Source organism: Mesorhizobium sp. CA4, assembly GCF_020165075.1.
In the GTDB taxonomy this organism is placed as follows: domain Bacteria; phylum Pseudomonadota; class Alphaproteobacteria; order Rhizobiales; family Rhizobiaceae; genus Mesorhizobium.
The window spans coordinates 56,520-73,085 of record NZ_JAIUHK010000002.1 but is presented as its reverse complement, the minus strand read 5'-3'; the positions used below and the strand labels follow the sequence as shown (position 1 = coordinate 73,085).

Annotated in this window: 17 protein-coding genes and 1 pseudogene; 7 read left to right on the top strand and 11 right to left on the bottom strand. The window is 64.1% G+C overall.

Annotation, left to right across the window (positions count from 1 at the left end; all coding sequences use genetic code 11):
• Positions 1–74: 74 nt before the first annotated feature.
• From LB528_RS01980 to LB528_RS01950, 8 genes are all read right to left on the bottom strand, one after another.
• Positions 75–890, bottom strand: coding sequence for an ABC transporter ATP-binding protein (locus LB528_RS01980; RefSeq protein WP_318012263.1), 816 nt, complete (start codon positions 888–890; stop codon positions 75–77).
• A complete protein-coding gene (locus LB528_RS01975) occupies positions 890–1,627 on the bottom strand; it encodes an ABC transporter permease (RefSeq protein ID WP_224713656.1) in 738 nt (245 codons plus the stop codon). Before LB528_RS01975 ends, LB528_RS01980 begins: the two co-directional genes overlap by 1 nt.
• Before the next feature lie 3 nt (positions 1,628–1,630).
• Positions 1,631–2,377: an ABC transporter permease gene (locus LB528_RS01970; RefSeq protein ID WP_224713655.1), complete on the bottom strand. Its 747-nt coding sequence runs from the start codon at positions 2,375–2,377 to the stop codon at positions 1,631–1,633.
• Positions 2,378–2,464: 87 nt separating this feature from the next.
• Positions 2,465–2,725 carry a hypothetical protein gene (locus LB528_RS30515; protein WP_411962086.1) on the bottom strand — a complete coding sequence of 87 codons (261 nt, stop codon included), beginning with the start codon at positions 2,723–2,725 and terminating at the stop codon, positions 2,465–2,467.
• A 30-nt stretch (positions 2,726–2,755) separates the two neighbouring features.
• Positions 2,756–3,307: a transporter substrate-binding domain-containing protein gene (locus tag LB528_RS30510; RefSeq protein ID WP_411962085.1), complete on the bottom strand. Its 552-nt coding sequence runs from the start codon at positions 3,305–3,307 to the stop codon at positions 2,756–2,758.
• A 195-nt stretch (positions 3,308–3,502) separates the two neighbouring features.
• Entirely contained in the window at positions 3,503–4,498 is a 996-nt protein-coding gene (locus LB528_RS01960) for an ABC transporter permease (protein WP_224713654.1), read from the bottom strand.
• The gene (locus LB528_RS01955) at positions 4,495–6,060 is read right to left on the bottom strand and encodes a sugar ABC transporter ATP-binding protein (RefSeq protein ID WP_224514964.1); all 1,566 of its coding nucleotides are present in this window, start codon (positions 6,058–6,060) and stop codon (positions 4,495–4,497) included. The genes LB528_RS01960 and LB528_RS01955 overlap by 4 nt, the downstream gene beginning before the upstream one ends.
• Positions 6,061–6,182: 122 nt before the next feature.
• Positions 6,183–7,145: a sugar-binding protein gene (locus tag LB528_RS01950; RefSeq protein ID WP_224514962.1), complete on the bottom strand. Its 963-nt coding sequence runs from the start codon at positions 7,143–7,145 to the stop codon at positions 6,183–6,185.
• A 621-nt stretch (positions 7,146–7,766) separates the two neighbouring features.
• On the opposite strand from LB528_RS01950, the gene LB528_RS01945 reads away from it, so the two are divergent.
• The 5 genes and pseudogenes from LB528_RS01945 (at position 7,767) to LB528_RS01925 (ending at position 11,162) form a co-directional block, all read left to right on the top strand.
• Complete coding sequence (locus LB528_RS01945) at positions 7,767–8,912, top strand: LacI family DNA-binding transcriptional regulator (RefSeq protein ID WP_224713653.1); 1,146 nt, start codon at positions 7,767–7,769, stop codon at positions 8,910–8,912.
• A 50-nt stretch (positions 8,913–8,962) separates the two neighbouring features.
• Complete coding sequence (locus LB528_RS01940) at positions 8,963–9,268, top strand: DUF1778 domain-containing protein (RefSeq protein ID WP_224713652.1); 306 nt, start codon at positions 8,963–8,965, stop codon at positions 9,266–9,268.
• Positions 9,268–9,804 (top strand): GNAT family N-acetyltransferase, encoded by a 537-nt coding sequence (locus LB528_RS01935; protein WP_224713651.1) that lies wholly within the window; start codon positions 9,268–9,270, stop codon positions 9,802–9,804. The genes LB528_RS01940 and LB528_RS01935 overlap by 1 nt, the downstream gene beginning before the upstream one ends.
• Positions 9,805–9,826: 22 nt before the next feature.
• Positions 9,827–10,019: pseudogene (locus LB528_RS01930) on the top strand (LacI family transcriptional regulator); the annotation flags it as partial.
• Between the two features lie 63 nt (positions 10,020–10,082).
• The gene (locus tag LB528_RS01925) at positions 10,083–11,162 is read left to right on the top strand and encodes an NAD(P)H-dependent flavin oxidoreductase (protein ID WP_224713650.1); all 1,080 of its coding nucleotides are present in this window, start codon (positions 10,083–10,085) and stop codon (positions 11,160–11,162) included.
• 71 nt (positions 11,163–11,233) lie between these two features.
• Here the strand turns inward: LB528_RS01925 and LB528_RS01920 are convergent, their stop codons facing one another.
• Complete coding sequence (locus tag LB528_RS01920; RefSeq protein WP_411962084.1) at positions 11,234–12,637, bottom strand: FAD-dependent oxidoreductase; 1,404 nt, start codon at positions 12,635–12,637, stop codon at positions 11,234–11,236.
• Positions 12,638–12,826: 189 nt separating this feature from the next.
• Between LB528_RS01920 and LB528_RS01915 the strand changes: the two genes are divergently transcribed.
• Entirely contained in the window at positions 12,827–13,627 is an 801-nt protein-coding gene (locus tag LB528_RS01915; RefSeq protein ID WP_224713649.1) for a class I SAM-dependent methyltransferase, read from the top strand.
• Between the two features lie 43 nt (positions 13,628–13,670).
• Here the strand turns inward: LB528_RS01915 and LB528_RS01910 are convergent, their stop codons facing one another.
• A complete protein-coding gene (locus LB528_RS01910; protein WP_224713788.1) occupies positions 13,671–14,375 on the bottom strand; it encodes a helix-turn-helix transcriptional regulator in 705 nt (234 codons plus the stop codon).
• A gap of 127 nt (positions 14,376–14,502) precedes the next feature.
• On the opposite strand from LB528_RS01910, the gene LB528_RS01905 reads away from it, so the two are divergent.
• Positions 14,503–15,138: a LysE family translocator gene (locus LB528_RS01905; RefSeq protein ID WP_224713648.1), complete on the top strand. Its 636-nt coding sequence runs from the start codon at positions 14,503–14,505 to the stop codon at positions 15,136–15,138.
• Between the two features lie 21 nt (positions 15,139–15,159).
• Here LB528_RS01905 and LB528_RS01900 read toward each other — a convergent pair whose 3' ends face one another.
• Complete coding sequence (locus LB528_RS01900) at positions 15,160–16,251, bottom strand: 3-deoxy-7-phosphoheptulonate synthase (protein ID WP_224713647.1); 1,092 nt, start codon at positions 16,249–16,251, stop codon at positions 15,160–15,162.
• Positions 16,252–16,566 lie beyond the last annotated feature (315 nt).

The window sequence follows — 16,566 nt, the reverse complement described above, 5'->3', positions numbered from 1 at the left end:
AATGGATTCTATGGTCTTCGCTGCGTCGCTTCGCTCCTTGCTCCGCCATAGAATGACGAAGCGATAGCGGCGCTTCACTTGTTGAAGTTGGCGATGAACTGCTTGAACTGCGGGGTCGGCGGCCTGGCGAACATTTCCTTCGGCTCGCCAACCGAATCCACCTCGCCCTTGTGCAGGAACATTACCTTGCTCGACACGTCGCGGGCGAAGCCCATTTCATGGGTGACGACCAGCATGGTGCGTCCTTCTTCGGCGAGCGAGCGCATGACGCGCAGCACCTCGCCGACCAGTTCCGGATCGAGCGCCGATGTCGGCTCGTCGAACAGCATCACCTTGGGATTCATCGCCAGGGCGCGGGCGATTGCCGCGCGCTGCTGCTGGCCGCCGGACATGTGGGGCGGATAGTAGTTGCGGCGCTCCCATATGCCGACGCGCTTCAGCAGCGCCTCGGCCTGCTCCAGGCATTCGGCGCGCGGCCGCTTGAGCACATGCGTCGGTGCGGCGACGAGGTTTTCCAGCACCGTCATATGCGACCAGAGATTGAAGCTCTGGAAAACCATGGCGAGGTTGGCGCGGATCCGCTCCACCTGGCGAATGTCGGCGGGCACCTGGTGGCCGTCGCGACCCCGCCTCATCTTGATGAGCTCGCCGTCGACCCGCACTTCGCCGGAATCCGGGGTCTCCAGGAGGTTGATGCAGCGCAGCATCGTGCTCTTGCCGGACCCGGAGGAGCCGAGAATCGAGATGACGTCGCCCTTGTGCGCTTCGAGCGAAATGCCCTTGAGCACTTCATGATCGCCAAAGCACTTGCGCAGATCCTTGACGCTGATAGCGGGCATCCCGTCGGAGGACGGTGCGGCTTTCGCGGCAGCGGCGACATTTGCCGACATCACAACACCTCCGGGACGGGTTTGATGAGCTGTCTCTGCTCAGGCGGGGGACGCAGATGCGGTGAAAGCCGGTGCTCGACCCAGGCGAACAGCCGAGCGATCGACAGGTTGAGCAGCAGGTAGATCACGCCGGCGCAGGTCAGCACCTCGATCGGCCGGAACGTGTCGTGCTGGATCTTCTGCGCCGTTCCCATCATCTCCATGATGGTGACCACGGAGGCCAGCGCGGTCGCCTTGGTCATGAGGATGATTTCCGTCGAATAGGCCGGCAAGGCGAGCCGCAGCGCAATCGGCAGCGTGACGAGGCGAAAACGGGTGAAGGCGGACATGCCGAACGCCTTGGCCGCTTCGATCTGGCCGACAGGCACCGCCCGCAGCGCGCCGCGGAAAATCTCGCTCTCATAGGCGGCTGTGTTCAAGGCCATGGCGACGATCGTGCAATACATCGGATCGCGCAGGATCGGCCACAGGATCGGGCTGTGGCGAACGAAGTCGAACTGGGAGAGCCCGAAATAGATCAGATAGAGCTGCACCAAGAGCGGCGAGCCGCGGAAGACGAAGACATAGGCGCGGGTGAAATATTCACCCAATTTGTAGCCGGAAGCCCGCAGCCAGGTCAGGCCGGTGGCGATGATGAGTCCGAAGGCGATGCCGAAGAACCAGATCTCGAGCGTCAGCGGCAGTGCCTTGAGCACGCTCCACATGGTCGAAAGATAGAAATCAAACCCCACCGCCACCTCTCACTTCGGCCGCGTGAAACTGCGCGAGGTGTAACGCTCGGCCTTGTCGAAGATCGGCGTCGAGATCGACGTCATCACCAGGTAGAGAATGCCGGCGAGCGTGTAGAAAAGCAGCGAATGATGCGTCGAACGCGCAGCCTTGTTGGCGGTGAGCATCAGCTCGGCGACGCCGGTGACCGAGATCAGCGCCGAATCCTTGATGGTCAATTGCCAGACATTGCCCAGCCCCGGCACCGCGAGACGCAGGACTTGCGGCATGATCACGAGGCGAAACCGCAGCCAGGCCGACATGCCGTAGGCACGGGCCGCTTCCAGCTCGCCGCGATGGATGGCCAGGAACGACCCGCGAAAGACCTCGGCCTGGTAGGCGCCGGAAATGATGCCGACCGCGAGCACGCCGCCCAGGAAGCTCGGCATGTTCAAGATGTCCGTCGAGCCGATCGATCCGGTCGACCGCGCCACGCCGGTCAGCACCTGAGTGCCGCCATAGTAGAACAGGTAGATGATCAGGAGTTCCGGTTCGCCGCGGAAGACGGTGGTGTAGCTCTCGCCGATGAACCTCAATCCGCCGCGATGCGAAAGCTTGGCCGCCGCCACCAAGGACCCCAGTATCGCGCCGATCAGCATCGAGACTACGGTGACGGCGAGCGTCCAGGCGATGCCCCAGAGCAGTTGCACACCCCAGCCGGCAGCCAACAGCTCATACGCCGTCGACACCTGGTCTTTCAGATCGCTGAGAAACTCCACTTACGGCTCCTGCGGGCGCCGAGATAGGTATCGACGTATATTGCTCAATGCAAAACGGGAGCAGCCTTGGCTGCTCCCGTTGCGACATTACTTGGTAATGTCGATCTTGAACCATTGCATGGAGTATTTCGACACCGAGCCGTCGTCGAGCGCGGCCTTGAGCGCCTTGTTGTAGATGTCCTGCAGGTCCTTGTCGGTCTTGCGGAAGGCAGCGCCGATACCCGGTCCGAGGATCGGGCCGCCCTTGAATTGCGGGCCGACGAATTCCAGGTCCTTGGCATCGGGCTTGGCCAGCGTGCCTAGGAAATAAGTGGTGTCGGCGAAGGCCACGTCGATACGGCCCGCCATCAGGTCGAGGTCGTGCTCGTCGGTGGTCTTTTATTCGTGGACGTTGGCGACATCCTTGAGATATTTGTCGGCGAACGTCGCCTCGGTGGTCGAGACCTGCAGGCCGACATTCTTGCCGGTGAGCTCCTTGCGCAGCGTGTCGATCGCCGCCTTGGATTCGGCGTCGTCCTTCGACAGGTCGATCATCTTGCCGCTGTTCGACATGTGCGCCAGCGGTCCGTTCTTGTCGGCCAGGAACGCCACCGGCGAAGAGGCATAGGGGATCGAGAAGTCGATGGTCTTCATGCGCTCTTCGGTGATCGACATGCCGTCCATGACGATGTCGAACTTGCCGGCGGTGAGGCCAGGAATGACGCCGTCCCAATCCTGCGCAACGATGTTGCATTGGAGCTTCGCGCGGGCGCAGACGTCGTTCAGGATGTCCACCTCGAAGCCAACGATCTTGCCGCTGGCATCCGTCTGGTTCCACGGGGCATAAGAGCCCTCCATCGCCACCGTCACGGTCTTCCAGTCCTTGGCCATCGCCGGGGTCGAGCAGGTCAAGGCCAGCGCGGCAAGCGCGATCCAACGTGATGATGTCACGGTCATTTCTCCCATATTTTGTTCTTGGAACCCTCAGATGCCAATTGCTTAGCCCAGCCCCGATTCTGCGACAAGGGCTGTTTTCCGGTTCACGCGTTGTTGCAATTCGTCCACGAATCCGGACTTGCCCGCGGCTTCACCACGAGCATCGATCCAATCGGAACCCGGTCCGGGAGTGGGCGGAAGGGAGCGAGGCTACTCCGCCGGCGCACCGGCGACGCCCCTGCGCGACGCCTCCAGGATCCGGCGCCGGGCGCGGAAGGCGCCCCATTGCTGGTCGACCAGCACACCGATCAGGATCACGCCGCCCATAACCGCGAAGTTGAGCGACGAGGGGATGCCGAGCAAATTGACGAGGTTCTGCAACTCCTGCAGCAGCACGGTGCCGAGGACGGCGCCGACCAGCGAGCCCTCGCCGCCGCGCAGCGAGAAGCCGCCGAGCACCGCCGCGGCGATGGCATAGAGCTCGTAGAACTGGCCATGGCTCGCCGGCGAGATCGAGCGCGTATACATGGCGAAATAGATCGCCGACAGCGCCGTCAGGACGCCGCAGATGACGTAGGCGGCAATGATTACCCGGCCGGTGCGGATGCCGGAATATTTCGCCGCTTCCTCGTTCTTGCCGATTGCGTAGAGATAGCGGCCGAAGACCGAGCGGTGCAGCACCACCCACATGACAATGGCGATGACGATCAGCGCGATGAAGCTGTTCGGCAGGCCATAGGAGCGGCCGGCGGTCAGGAATTCGAGCGTCGGGAAATTCTGCCCGAAGGCGAAGCCGGCCGTGCCGTCGGCGGTGTAGAAGCGCGCCACGCCGCGATAGATGAGCAGGCCGCACAGCGTCACCACGAATGGCTGCAATTTGAGCCGCGTGATCAGCCAGCCATGCACAAAGCCGATGACGGCGCCGAGCACGAGGATCAGCACGAAGGCCAGCGGCCAGCTCACCTCGCGCACCGCGATGAAGTCGATGAACAGCGTGCCGAGCAGCGCGATCACCGAGCCGACCGACAATTCGATGCCGCCGGTGATGATGACGAAGGCCTGGCCGATCGACAGGATGCCGAACAGCGCGACCAGGTTGGAGGTGTTGGCGAGATTGATCGCCGACAGGAAGCGCGGATTGATGGCCGTCACCACCGCGCCGACCACCAGGATCAGGATCAGCAGGCCGAGATCTTTCTTGCTCATTGCGCTCCTCCCGCCGCTTGCAGCAGTTTCGGCTTCTTGCCGACCGCCAGCAAGAGCACGTTCTCCTGGCTGAAATCGTCCTTGTCGAGGATGCCGGAGATCTGCCCCTCATGCATGACCGCGATGCGGTCCGACACGCCGATCACTTCTTCCATGTCGCTGGAAATCATCAGCACGGCGACGCCGGCATCGGCGAGCGCCCGCATCAGCCCGTAGATCTCGGCCTTGGCGCCGATGTCGATGCCGCGCGTCGGCTCGTCCAGGATCATCACCTTGGGGTTCATCGCCAGCCATTTGGCCAGGACCACCTTCTGCTGGTTGCCGCCCGACAAGGTGCCGGTGCGGGTGAGCACCGACGGCGCTTTGATGCCGAGGTTCCTCTTCTGCTTTTCCGCCGTCGCGAGCTCTGCGCCGACCGAGACCAGCGAGCGCCTGGCATGGGCCGGCAGGTTGGGCAGCGAAATGTTCTGCGCGATCGAGAGATCGAGCAATATGCCGGTGAGCTTGCGGTCCTCCGGCACGAGGAAGATGCCGTTCGCCACCGCGTCGGCGGCCGACGTCACATTCAGCGGCTTGCCGTCGAGCGTGACGCTGCCGGCCAACCGCTCGTCGATGCCGAACAGCACGCGCGCGAGCTCCGTGCGGCCGGAGCCGACCAGGCCCGCGAGGCCAAGGATCTCCGCACGCCTCAGTTCGATGCTGACCGGCCTGTCCGGATAGGTGCTGGTGCAGATCGCGTCGGCCGACAGCGCAACGCTGCCCGGAGCCCGCGCGGCTTCGCCGGCCTTCTCGCGCTCCTTCAGCATGCGGCCGATCATGAGCCTGACCATCTCGTCGTGGTTGATCCGGTCTTTCGCCAGCGTGCCGGCCAGCGTGCCGTCGCGCAGCACCACGACACGGTCGGCGACGCGCTCGATCTCATGCAGCCGGTGCGAGATGAAGATGACGCTGATGCCTTCGGCCTTCAGCCCCTTGATGACGTCGAGCAGCTTTTCGGTCTCGGCGATCGGCAGGCTGGAGGTCGGCTCGTCGAGGATCACAAGGCGGGCCTTGATCGACAAGGCCTTGGCGATCTCGACCATCTGCTGCTGGGCGAGCGACAGCGACGCGACAGGGGCGTCGGCTGAGAAATTGGCGCCGACGCGCTTCAGCAGCGGCGCCACCATCTCGCGCAGTTTCGCGCGGTCGACCAGCCTCAGCGGTCCGGCGCGCAGCGGCTCGCGGCCGAAGAAGATGTTGGCGGCGACGTCGAGATTTTCGAAGAGGTTGAGTTCCTGGTGCACGAAGGCGATGCCGGAGCCGATGCTGTGCTCGACGGTCAGCGCGTCATGTGCTGTGCCATCGACGGTGATGGTGCCGCTGTCCGGCCGCGTCACGCCGCCGAGAATTTTCATCAGCGTCGATTTGCCGGCGCCGTTTTCGCCGACCAGGCCGATGACCTCGCCGGGCCGGACCTCCATGGAGAACCTGTCCAGCGCGACAACGCCCGGATAGGTCTTGCGCACGGCATCCAGGCTCAGGAACGGAGCGGTGATCGGTTGAGTGGTGTCGGTAGAGGTCATCGCGCCTAAAGTTTACCGCACGGGGGCAACAGCCGGTGGCCACAGACTGACGGGCCTTGGCGGGTCCGTCAATACGAACGCCGGCTCAAGGCGAACCTTGAGCCGGCGCAACTGTGCTGAGCTTACTTGCCCTGCATCGCCTTGAGGTTGGCGGCGTAGGCGTCCACATCATCCTTGCCGATGATCTTGGTCGGGATGATGATCAGGTTGTTGGCCGGGATGCCCGACTTGTCGCCCTTGAGATAGGCGGCCATCAGCTTCATGCCCTGATAGGCCCATTCGAACGGCTGCTGCACCACGGTCGCGGCGACGGTGCCTTCCTTGACGCCGCCCAGCGTGATCGGATCGTCGTCGAAGCCGACGACGGTGATCTGGCCGAGCTTGCCGGCGTCGCGCAGCGCTTCATAGATGCGCGGCGTGTTGTAGGAGTAGAAGCCGACCATGCAGGTGATGTCGGGGCTGGCGACCAGCGCGTCCTCGACATTCTTCTTGGCGCGCGCCTGGTCGATGTCGTCGCCGCGCACGTCGACCAGCTCGATCTTGCTGCCGGCGAGCCCGTCCTTCATGCCCTGGATGCGCTCCTTGGCGTTGTCGGCGCCGAGCAGGCCGACGAAGCCCAGGCACTTGCCGCCGTTGGGCATCGCCTTCTTGGCGATCTCGGCCGCCTGCTTGCCGGCATCGACATTGGACGAGCCGATATAGGCGACGCGCTTGGTCTGCGGCGCATCCGAGTCGGTGGTGAACAGCGCGGTTTCCGACGCGATCTTGTTCAGCCCGTCGGTCGAGGTCTTGGGATCGACGGCCGAGACCATGATGCCCTTGACGCCTGCCGTCACCAGATCGTCCATCAGCCGCTGCTGGATGGCGACCGAGGATTGCTCCGGATATTTGAGCTCGAGATTGTAGTCGGGCAGTTCGCCCTGCGCCTTCTTCACGCCGGCTTCCGCCGCCTTCCAGAAGTCGGACGCGCCGTTGACGACGAAGGCCAGCGTCGGCTTGTCGTCCGCGCGGGTTACCGCCGTGGCCGCAAGCCCGATGAGCAAGGCCGCCGTGGCGACAGATGCATTACGGATCATGGATTTCATAGTTCAACCTCCCTTGTAGAACTTGCCTGTAGAACTCGTTGCCGATGTCTCGGCTGCGGCCCGGACAACCTCCTCCTCAAGGGTACGGCGAAGGTCCGCCGACTTAAGAACGGTGCCGATCCGGCCGCGATGGGGACACTAGACACTCATGTGGCGTTCGTAAATAGTCCGATTTGTCTGACATTTTCGTGAGAATGGACATGAGCCCAAACCGGCGATCCCGCCGGGTTTCGAGCGAGCGTCCCTCACACCCGTCATCACCCAACGGAAGCCCGAACGGTGACGACGAGTTGACAGTAGAACGCTGCCGGCTATTAGTAAAGAGTATTAGTTATAAGACCACGACGCGCGCTTTCGAAGCGGAGGAGTTGCTGGTCGAAGGACGCGCGGGGAGCGAGGAGAGTGAGCGTAGCAAGCCTTGCAGCCGCGCAGGAATACGGGAATCGTCAGCATTGTTGACTTGTTTGGCCGGTTTCGTCGCGAAGCGGCGCAGCCGGCGATTTGCATGCCGCGCTTGATAATATAAATTAGTTGACGCAATCTCAATAACGCACCGGCCTCGACCATCTTGCCGTTGCCATCGGCCTTTGCTTTAGGGCCGTCTGGGTTTGGGAAACGACCATGAGCGAACCGACGGAACTGCGCGATACTCCCGGGGCTTCCAGGCGCCGCAAGCCGGCCGCTAAGCCCAAGGGGCGCGTCACCATGACCGACATTGCGCGCGCCGCCGGCTGCTCGCAGGCGACGGTCTCGTTCGTGCTCAACAATTCGCCGGGCATCAGGCTGTCGCAGCAGACACGCGACCGGGTGATCGAGGCGGCCAGGGCGCTGGGCTATTCGCCACCAGTCTTTTCGGCGTTGCGGCCGCCGGTGACGCCGTTCGAAGGCCTGGACGGCGTCATTGGCTTCGCGGTCGACCAGCTCGCCACCAGCCCCGAGGCGGTGGTCGCCATCGAGGGCGCGCGGCAGGCCTCGTGGAATGCCGGCAATGTGCTTCTGGTGGCGCAGACCATGGGCGACGCGGTGATGGAGCCGCGCGCCATCCAGGCACTGACAAGGCGCGGCATCTCGGCGCTGATCTATATGACCATCTTCACCCGCGAGATCGCCGCGCCCGATTTCCTCTACAGCCTCGACATCCCGGTCATCCTGCTCAACTGCTACACCGCCGACTATGCCTTTCCGGCCGTGGTTCCCTCCGAGATCGCCGGCGGCCAGAGCGCGACCAGGCATCTGATCGCCCACGGCCATCGCCGCATCGCCACCATCACCGGCGAGCCGTGGATGCAGGCCGCTCAGGATCGGCTCAAGGGCTACCGCCGCGCTCTAGCCACCGCCGATATCCCGTTTGATCCGGAACTGGTGGTGGAGGGCGACTGGTCGGCCAGCGCCGGCTACGCCGCGACGGTCAAGCTGCTCGGACTCAAGGAGCGACCCACCGCCATCTTCTGCCAGAACGACCGTACCGCGATCGGCTGCTACGAGGCGCTGAAGGAAGCCGGCCTGCACATCCCGCAGGACATCTCGGTGGTCGGCTATGACGATGAGGAGATCGCCCGCCATCTCTTCCCGCCGCTGACGACCTCCATCCTGCCGCATCTGGCGATGGGCCAATGGGCGATCGAGCAGCTGGAGACGCCGCCGACGCCCGGCCGCGGCCGCTATCCGATCACCAAGCTGGAATGCCCGCTGGTGGAGCGGGAGAGTGTGGCAGACGTGAAGGATAGGACGTCCCAGATCGCCGCTTCAAGACTTGGAACGTATTGACATTGTATTGACAATCGCTAGATATCTGACCCCGACACAGGAGGATTTCGATGGCGCAGTCCAGTCATGCTGGCAGCGATCATAACGCAGTTCGCAAGAATGACGTGATTCAGATCCGCGCCTCGGCCGAGACGAAGGCCATTCTCAACCGCGCCGCGAGCTTGCGCGGGCAAAAACTGTCGGAGTTCATGCTGGACAGTGCGCGCAAGCAGGCCGAGGAGACCATTCTCGACCAGCGTGCCTTCTTTCTCGATGCAGACGCGCATGACAAATTTCTCGATCTGCTCGACGCGCCGAACAAGCCGTCGCAAGAGCTTCGCGCCCGCATGACGCGCAAGCCACCCTGGGACCGCTGATGCCCGCTGGGCAATCGCAAGGCCCGCGAGTCCGCGCTCCGGAACGGCTGACCATCAGTCATGACGTCGCAGAATTTCGCAACGGCAGGTATTCCACCCTTGATGACTGGCTGCGAAACCGTGCCCCCGCCGGCGAGGGACTGTCTGCCCGAACCTATGTCGTCTGCGACGCGGGCACGAAAAATCGGGTCGTCGGTTACTACGCGATCTCCACAGCGATGGAAGAACGGGTCGCGCTGCCAAGCGCGAAACTGCGTCCCGGCATGCCCGAGCAAGTGCCTCTGCTGCTGATCGGCCGCCTTGCGGTCGATCAGGCGTTCCAGGGAATGGGCCTCGGGGGCGACCTGCTTTCCGATGCGCTGCGGCGTTGCCTCGCGGTTTCGGAAATTGCCGGGGTTCGTGCCGTAGTGGCACACGCCATCGACGACGGCGCCGTTGGTTTTTACCAGCGTCACGGCTTCACTATGTCTCCGCTGGGCGAGCGCGTCATGCTGATGCCGTTCGAGACGGTACAGGCGCTGTTCTCGAAAACTTGAGGCGAGCTGTGCAGGCCACTGCAATAACGAGGAGATCGCCCGACCATCTCTTCCCGCCGCTGACGACCTTGCCGCATCTGGGGATGGGCCAATGGGCGATCGAGCAGCTGAAGACGCCGCCGACGCCCGGCCGCGGACGGTATCCGATCACCAAGTTGGAGTGCCCGCTGGTGGAAAGAGAGTGCGTAGGGAGCGTACCCGCACAATTCCGGTGACCCGGCCCCGCGACCGGTTTATGATGGGTGGGCGTGTGTTCCTTCCCAACAGGAAAAACGCTCATGTGGCCGAACCGCCGTCTATGCGATCTCTTCAAGATCGAGCATCCGATCATCCAGGCGCCTATGGCGGGCTCAGCAACGCCCGAACTCGCCGCCGCAGTGAGCAATGCCGGTGGGCTGGGGTCGCTCGGATGCGCATCGATGCTGCCGGATGGCCTGCGCAACGTTGCGCGCCAGATGCGCGCCTTGACCGGGCGTCCCTTCAACCTCAACTTCTTTGTTATTCCCAGACCCGACACCGGCGACGCCGTGCTGACCCAGGTCATCGACAGGTTGCGGCCCTACTATGAGGAGCTGTCGCTCGGTGAACCCTCGCGGAGGCTTCCGCCGATCGGACCGGGTTTCGACAACGAAAAGCTTGAACTGCTGCTCGAGATCCGCCCGCCTATCGTGAGCTTTCATTTCGGCATTCCGGATGCGGCCGCCGTTGGCAGGCTGAAGCAAGCCGGGATCGCAATCATCGGCACCGCGACCAATGTCGCCGAGGCGCGCAAGCTCGCCGACGGTGGAGCCGACGCGGTCATAGCCCAGGGCTGGGAGGCGGGAGGTCACCGCGGTTCGCACGCTCCCAATGGTCCCGGCGACGGCGTTGGAACGATGGCACTGGTTCCGCAGGTCGTCGATGCCGTCGAGCTCCCGGTCATTGCCGCGGGAGGCATCGCCGACGGCCGCGGCATAGCGGCCGCTTTCGCGCTTGGCGCCAGCGGCGTGCAGATCGGGACCGGCTTCCTGTCCTGCGACGAAGCCGGCACGGACGCGCCGCGCCGCGCCCTGATCCGCACCGCGACCGATATGGACACGATGGTCACCGATGTCTTCACCGGCCGCGCGGCGCGGGCCAGACGCACCCGCTTCGCCCTGGAAATGGAAGAGAGCAGGGTGCCCCTTCCGGACTTCCCGCAAATGGTCGCGCTCAGCGCTCCGCTCAGCGACGCCAAGGAAGATTTCGCCTTCCATCTCTATGGGCAGGCGGCGGCGCTCAACAGGGAACTTCCGGCCGGCGAACTGGTGCGAACGCTCGTGGCCGAAACGGGCGAAGTGTTCGACGCTCTCTCGGCCGGCAAAACGACGCCTGCGTGAGCGAAGTCTCCGGTCGTTGGCGTCCCCGATGAGCTTTTATCTCCGCGCGTCGACGCTGGATTGCGAAAAGATCAGCCGGCAAGCAGGGATGCCATACGGTCGCGATCGATGATGTTGGGATTCGGCGGCAAAGGGCGACCGTCCAGTTCGGCCAGTTTTGCCGCGATATGCGGTCTGGCGATGACGTCCTGCGGCAGCGAAACGCACATGGCGATCTCGATCACGCCGCGAAACACGTCGGCATCCTCGCTTGCGGCGGCGAAAAGCCGGGCCATCACCGGATTGGGCGGCGGAACAGGACGGCCGTCCGCCAGGGCGTTCATCTCCGCGATCCGGGCGCGGTCGGCGGCGATCTGGTTGCGATAGAAGGGGCCGACCTGGCGCTCGGTCTCGACATCGTATTCTCGCGAGAATTCGGCGGGGTCGTCGATGTGCCGGCGAGCGACATTCCTGAGCACCTGCGCGTGCAGGAGGCCGACGCTCAACCCCCGCCCGGCGGACGGATTGGTGCAGGCCCAGGCGTCGGCCACAGCCGCAAACCCGGTGACGACAGGCTGGCCGTCGACGACAAACCGCCGGTAGCGGTCGAGAACGCCAGCCATCAGCAGGACATGCGTGATCGGCTCGCCGTCAAGCCAATGGGCCTGCATCGGACATGCCATGACGACGCGGTGGAACGTGGCGGTGTCGCGCAAAGCCCGCATGGCCTTGTTTCTCGCGGAGGTGAACAGGGTGACCGACCAGGTGTCGTTGTCGCCATCCAGCGTGAGAATCGAGAACAGTCCCATCGGAGTGAGCAGGCGGCCCTTTCGGCGCGGCCGCTGCTTGCCCGTAAAATAGCGAGTGAAATAGACGAAATTGCTGTCTTCAGCTTCCTCCCTCGGACTGCGGCCTCCGGCCGCAACGATCCATTCGCAGGCAGGGCTCCGCCGCCCCATCGCATCGATCACCAGGTCGGCGCGAATCTCCTCGCCGGACGTGGTGCGAACGCCCGCAACATGCGGCACGCCGGGAATGGCTGAGGCTCCCGTGATCAGCTCGCGAACCTTGATCCCCCGCCGCACCGTCACATTGGGCGCCGCTTGCGCCATCTCTGCTGTGGCCCACTCGATCACCGGCCGCCGGCCGGTGACGAAGCGCATGGCTTCGTCGCCCGGGCGGGGCGCCCTGTCCGTTATCGTCGGGGGCAACGATCGAGGGTCGAAGAAATCCATCCAGACGCAGCCGGCGCGCAGCAATATATCCGTCAGCCCCGGCAGCTCCTGATCGGCGACCATTCGGAAACGCGAGCTGAGGTTGTGAGGCTGCCTGAATTGCGCAACGCCGGGGCGCTCCCAGTCCCATCCTTGAAGGGAACTCGAAGGCCGATCCGCCGGATCAGCCTCGAGGACCGTCACGTCATGACCGTCACGGCCAAGCATGGCCGCCGTGCACAATCCGATTACGCCTCCACCGCAAATCAGGATCTTGCTCACCCGTCCCCCAAATTTTTCGCGAGGGTCCGGTGCTATATTAGCTTCTGCACACGTTCCCGGCAACGTGCCTGGCCGGCCGGCGCCCACCCACTCCAACCCTTGCGTGCGATCACGGAACGAACCGCTGTTTTCGCTGCTTGGCATGGCTTCCGCGCAGGTTTAGGCTGAAACCAGCGAAGGGAGGGCGGGATGACATCAAGCTTCACCGTTCACGCGGCGTCCGGTTATGAGCAACTGATGGGGCGCTGGAGCAGAAGACTCGCGCCCAAGTTCATCGACTTCGCAGGTCTGGCCGGCGGCGAAAAAATCCTCGATGTCGGCTGCGGCACCGGCAGCCTCACCTTCGAACTGGCGAAATCGGGCGATCTCGCCGAGATCCAGGCCATCGACTTCTCGCCGGTCTTCGTCGCGGCGGCGAAGGAGAGGAACACAGATCCGCGCGTCACCATCCAGCAGGCGGATGCCACCGCCCTGCCGTTCGACGATAATGCGTTCGACCGCGCGCTGGCGCTGCTGGTGCTGCACTTCGTGCCGGAGGCCGGCAAGGCGGTGGCGGAGATGCGCCGCGTGACGCGGCCGGGCGGCGTGGTCGCGGCCGTGGTCTGGGACCATTACGGCGGCATGACCGGCATGCGCATGATAATCGACACTGTCGCGGCGCTCAGCGAAAGCGGGCGCCAGATGCGCAGCCGCTATTGCTTCCAGCCGATGATGCAGCCGGGCGAGATGAAGCGGACCTTTGTCGAGCAGGGTCTCGTCGATGTCACCGAGGCCGAGCTGATGATCCGCATGGACTACGCGGATTTCGACGACTTCTGGGCGCCGATCGGCGCCGGCGAAGGCCCGCTCGGCAAATACATGACCACGCTGGACGCGGCTGAGCGAACCCGTACGGAGGCCGCAGTTCGCGATGCCTATCAGGCCGGCCGGCCCGACGGCCCGCGATCCTTCGCCAACGTCGCCTGGGCCTGCCGCGGCATCGTGCCCTGAAATCGCGTCGACCGCGCAGCACTGCATCGCAAGGCAGGACGCCTCAGTTGCCGCCGGTGGCCGCGGCGTTGATCTCCCAGCCGTCGACCCAGACCTGCCGCAGCCGGTCGCCCTCGCCCTTGAACCACAGGCCCCCCGGCCGACAGTCCTCGATTCGGTCGCTGCGGAAATTGCGGATGGCCTGCCGCAACTCGCACCAGGCGACGATGTTGGCGGTCTCGGCATAATAGATCAGCGCGACCGGGCGGATGATGCGGTCGCTCGCCCGTCCCGCCTCGTCGCGATAGGAGAGGCTTAGCTTCTCCTCGTCGCGGATGGCGCGGCGGACCAGAGCGAGGTCGACGGCGGAAGCGGAGGGTGCGGCAAAGCCCCAGGCATGGAGGGCATTGGCGTCGAGCGTCTGCCGCAAGGGCGGCGGCACGGCGCCGGCGATCTTGGCGCCGACGCGTTTGGCGGCCTGCTTGAGCTCCTCGTCGCCGGTGCGCTCGAGCAGCGCCAAGGACAGCACGATCGCCTCCATCTCCTCGATGGAAAACATCAGCGGCGGCAGGTCGAAGCCGGGGCGCAATATGTAGCCGATGCCGCGCCCGCCCTCGATCGGCACGCGCATCGCCTGCAGGGCGGCGATGTCGCGATAGACCGAGCGTACGGTGACTTCCAAATGCCCGGCGATCGTCGCCGCCGTCACCGGCTTCTTGGCCAGACGCAGGATCTGGATGATCTCGAACAGCCGCGAGGCCTTGCGCATTTCCTTGGCCCGATCAGAACGCAACTGACACATCCCCGTCAGTTGGAGTGACCTATAGAGTCGCCTACCCGCTTGAAAAGCAACAGATTCCTTTTCGCGCAAGCGGATAATGCGACAGGCAACTGACATGAGCTATGCCGAAAACCTCTGGCTGTTCTTCGTGCTTCTGTTCGGCATCATCGCCGTTCCGGGCATGGACATGTTGTTCGTGCTGGCCAATGCGCTGGCCGGCGGCAGCAACAGGGGCCTGGCCGCGACCGCCGGCATCATGCTCGGAGGCGCCGTGCACACGCTGAACGGCGCGATCGGCGTCGGCCTGCTCATGCATTTTGTGCCGATCCTGTTTACGCCGCTGCTAATCGCCGGCGCCGCCTACATGGCCTATATCGGCATTTCGCTGATGCGCAGCTCGATCACCGTCGGCGATGACGGGCCCTCGGGGAGCCGCTCGGCCTGGAAGGCGTTTCGGCAGGGCCTAGTCACCTGCCTGATCAATCCGAAAGCCTATCTCTTCATCCTTGCCGTCTATCCGCAATTCCTGAAACCGGCTTACGGTCCAATCTGGATGCAGGCGACAATCATGGGATTGCTGACGGTCGCCACGCAGGCTGCGATCTATGGCGGGCTCGCCGTCACCGCCGGCCGCAGCCGGAGCCTGCTGGTCGACAATCCGAAGGCGACCACATTTGCAGGCCGCGCGGCAGGGCTGCTGCTGTTTGCCGTTTCGATATTCACGGCCTGGGAAGGCTTGAGGGCGGCGTGATCGCCGCCCTCTCCATTTCGCTCAGGCCGCGCCCTGACGGCTGGCGAGCATCTCGCGCTTCACCGATCGGCGCCATTCGACGGCGCCGGCGAGGCCGTGCAGGACCGTCTCGGTGGTCGCCCAGTCGATGCAGCCATCGGTGATGCTCTGGCCGTAGACCAGCGGCTTGCCAGGCACGACATCCTGGCGGCCGGCGACGAGATTGCTCTCGATCATGACCCCGATGATGCGCTCGTCGCCCGCCGCGACCTGGCCCGCCACGTCATGCGCGACCTTCGGCTGGTTCTCCGGCTTCTTGGCGCTGTTGGCGTGGCTGACATCGATCATCAGCCGCGGCGCGACGCCGATGCGGCCAAGCTCGGCAGCAGCGGCGTCGACGCTTGCGGCATCATAGTTCGGCGTGATGCCGCCGCGCAGGATAACATGGCAATCCTCGTTGCCGGTGGTCGCAGCGATGGCGCTGCGGCCGCCCTTGGTCACCGCCATGAAGTGATGCGGCTGGGCGGCAGACTTCACCGCCTCGCCGGCGATCCTGAGATTGCCATCGGTGCCGTTCTTGAAGCCGACCGGGCAAGAAAGGCCCGAGGCCAGCTCGCGATGGATCTGGCTTTCGGTGGTGCGCGCGCCGATTGCGCCCCATGCGACAAGGTCGGCGATGTATTGCGGCGTCGTCATGTCGAGGAACTCGGTCGCCGCCGGCAGGCCGAGATTGTTGACGGCCGACAAAACGTTGCGCGCCATGCGCAACCCCTTGTCGATGTTGAAGCTGCCGTCGAGGTCGGGATCGTTGATCAGGCCCTTCCAGCCGACTGTGGTGCGCGGCTTCTCAAAATAGACACGCATGACGATCTCGAGCCGGTCGGCCAGAGCCTCGCGCAGCGCCGCCAGACGGCTGGCGTAGTCCACGGCGGCGACCGGGTCATGGATGGAACAAGGGCCGACAATGACCACCAGTCGATCGTCGGCCCCATTCAGGATGGAATGGATGGCGTTGCGCGACGCGGCAACGGTACGCGTCGCCGTGAGCGAGCGCGGTATCTCGCGCATCACCTCGTCCGGCGTGGTCAGTACCTTGAGTTCCTTGACCCGAAGGTCGTCTGTGGCGGTCAACACGGCTTTCTGCTCCTGGTTTAGGAGACCTGCCGGCTTGAAACAAAAAAGCCGCCAGGTCTGGCGGCTTGTCGGATTTTTGATCTGGAGTTTTCAGATCGAGCGCAATCCTCCCGCCGCCAGCGAGCTGTCATAAAAGTACCAAAACGAGGCGGTCAGGTGGATCATGCGGCCCATATAGTCGATGCGAAGGCGTTTGTCACGCGCCGATGATGCTGCCCTCTGAAGGTGATCGCCTAAACAGCGACGGCCGCGCTTGGAAGTGCCAATTGTCAATGCTGGCGCTGCCCCTCATTGCCCTGCCAGGCATTTCTCCCC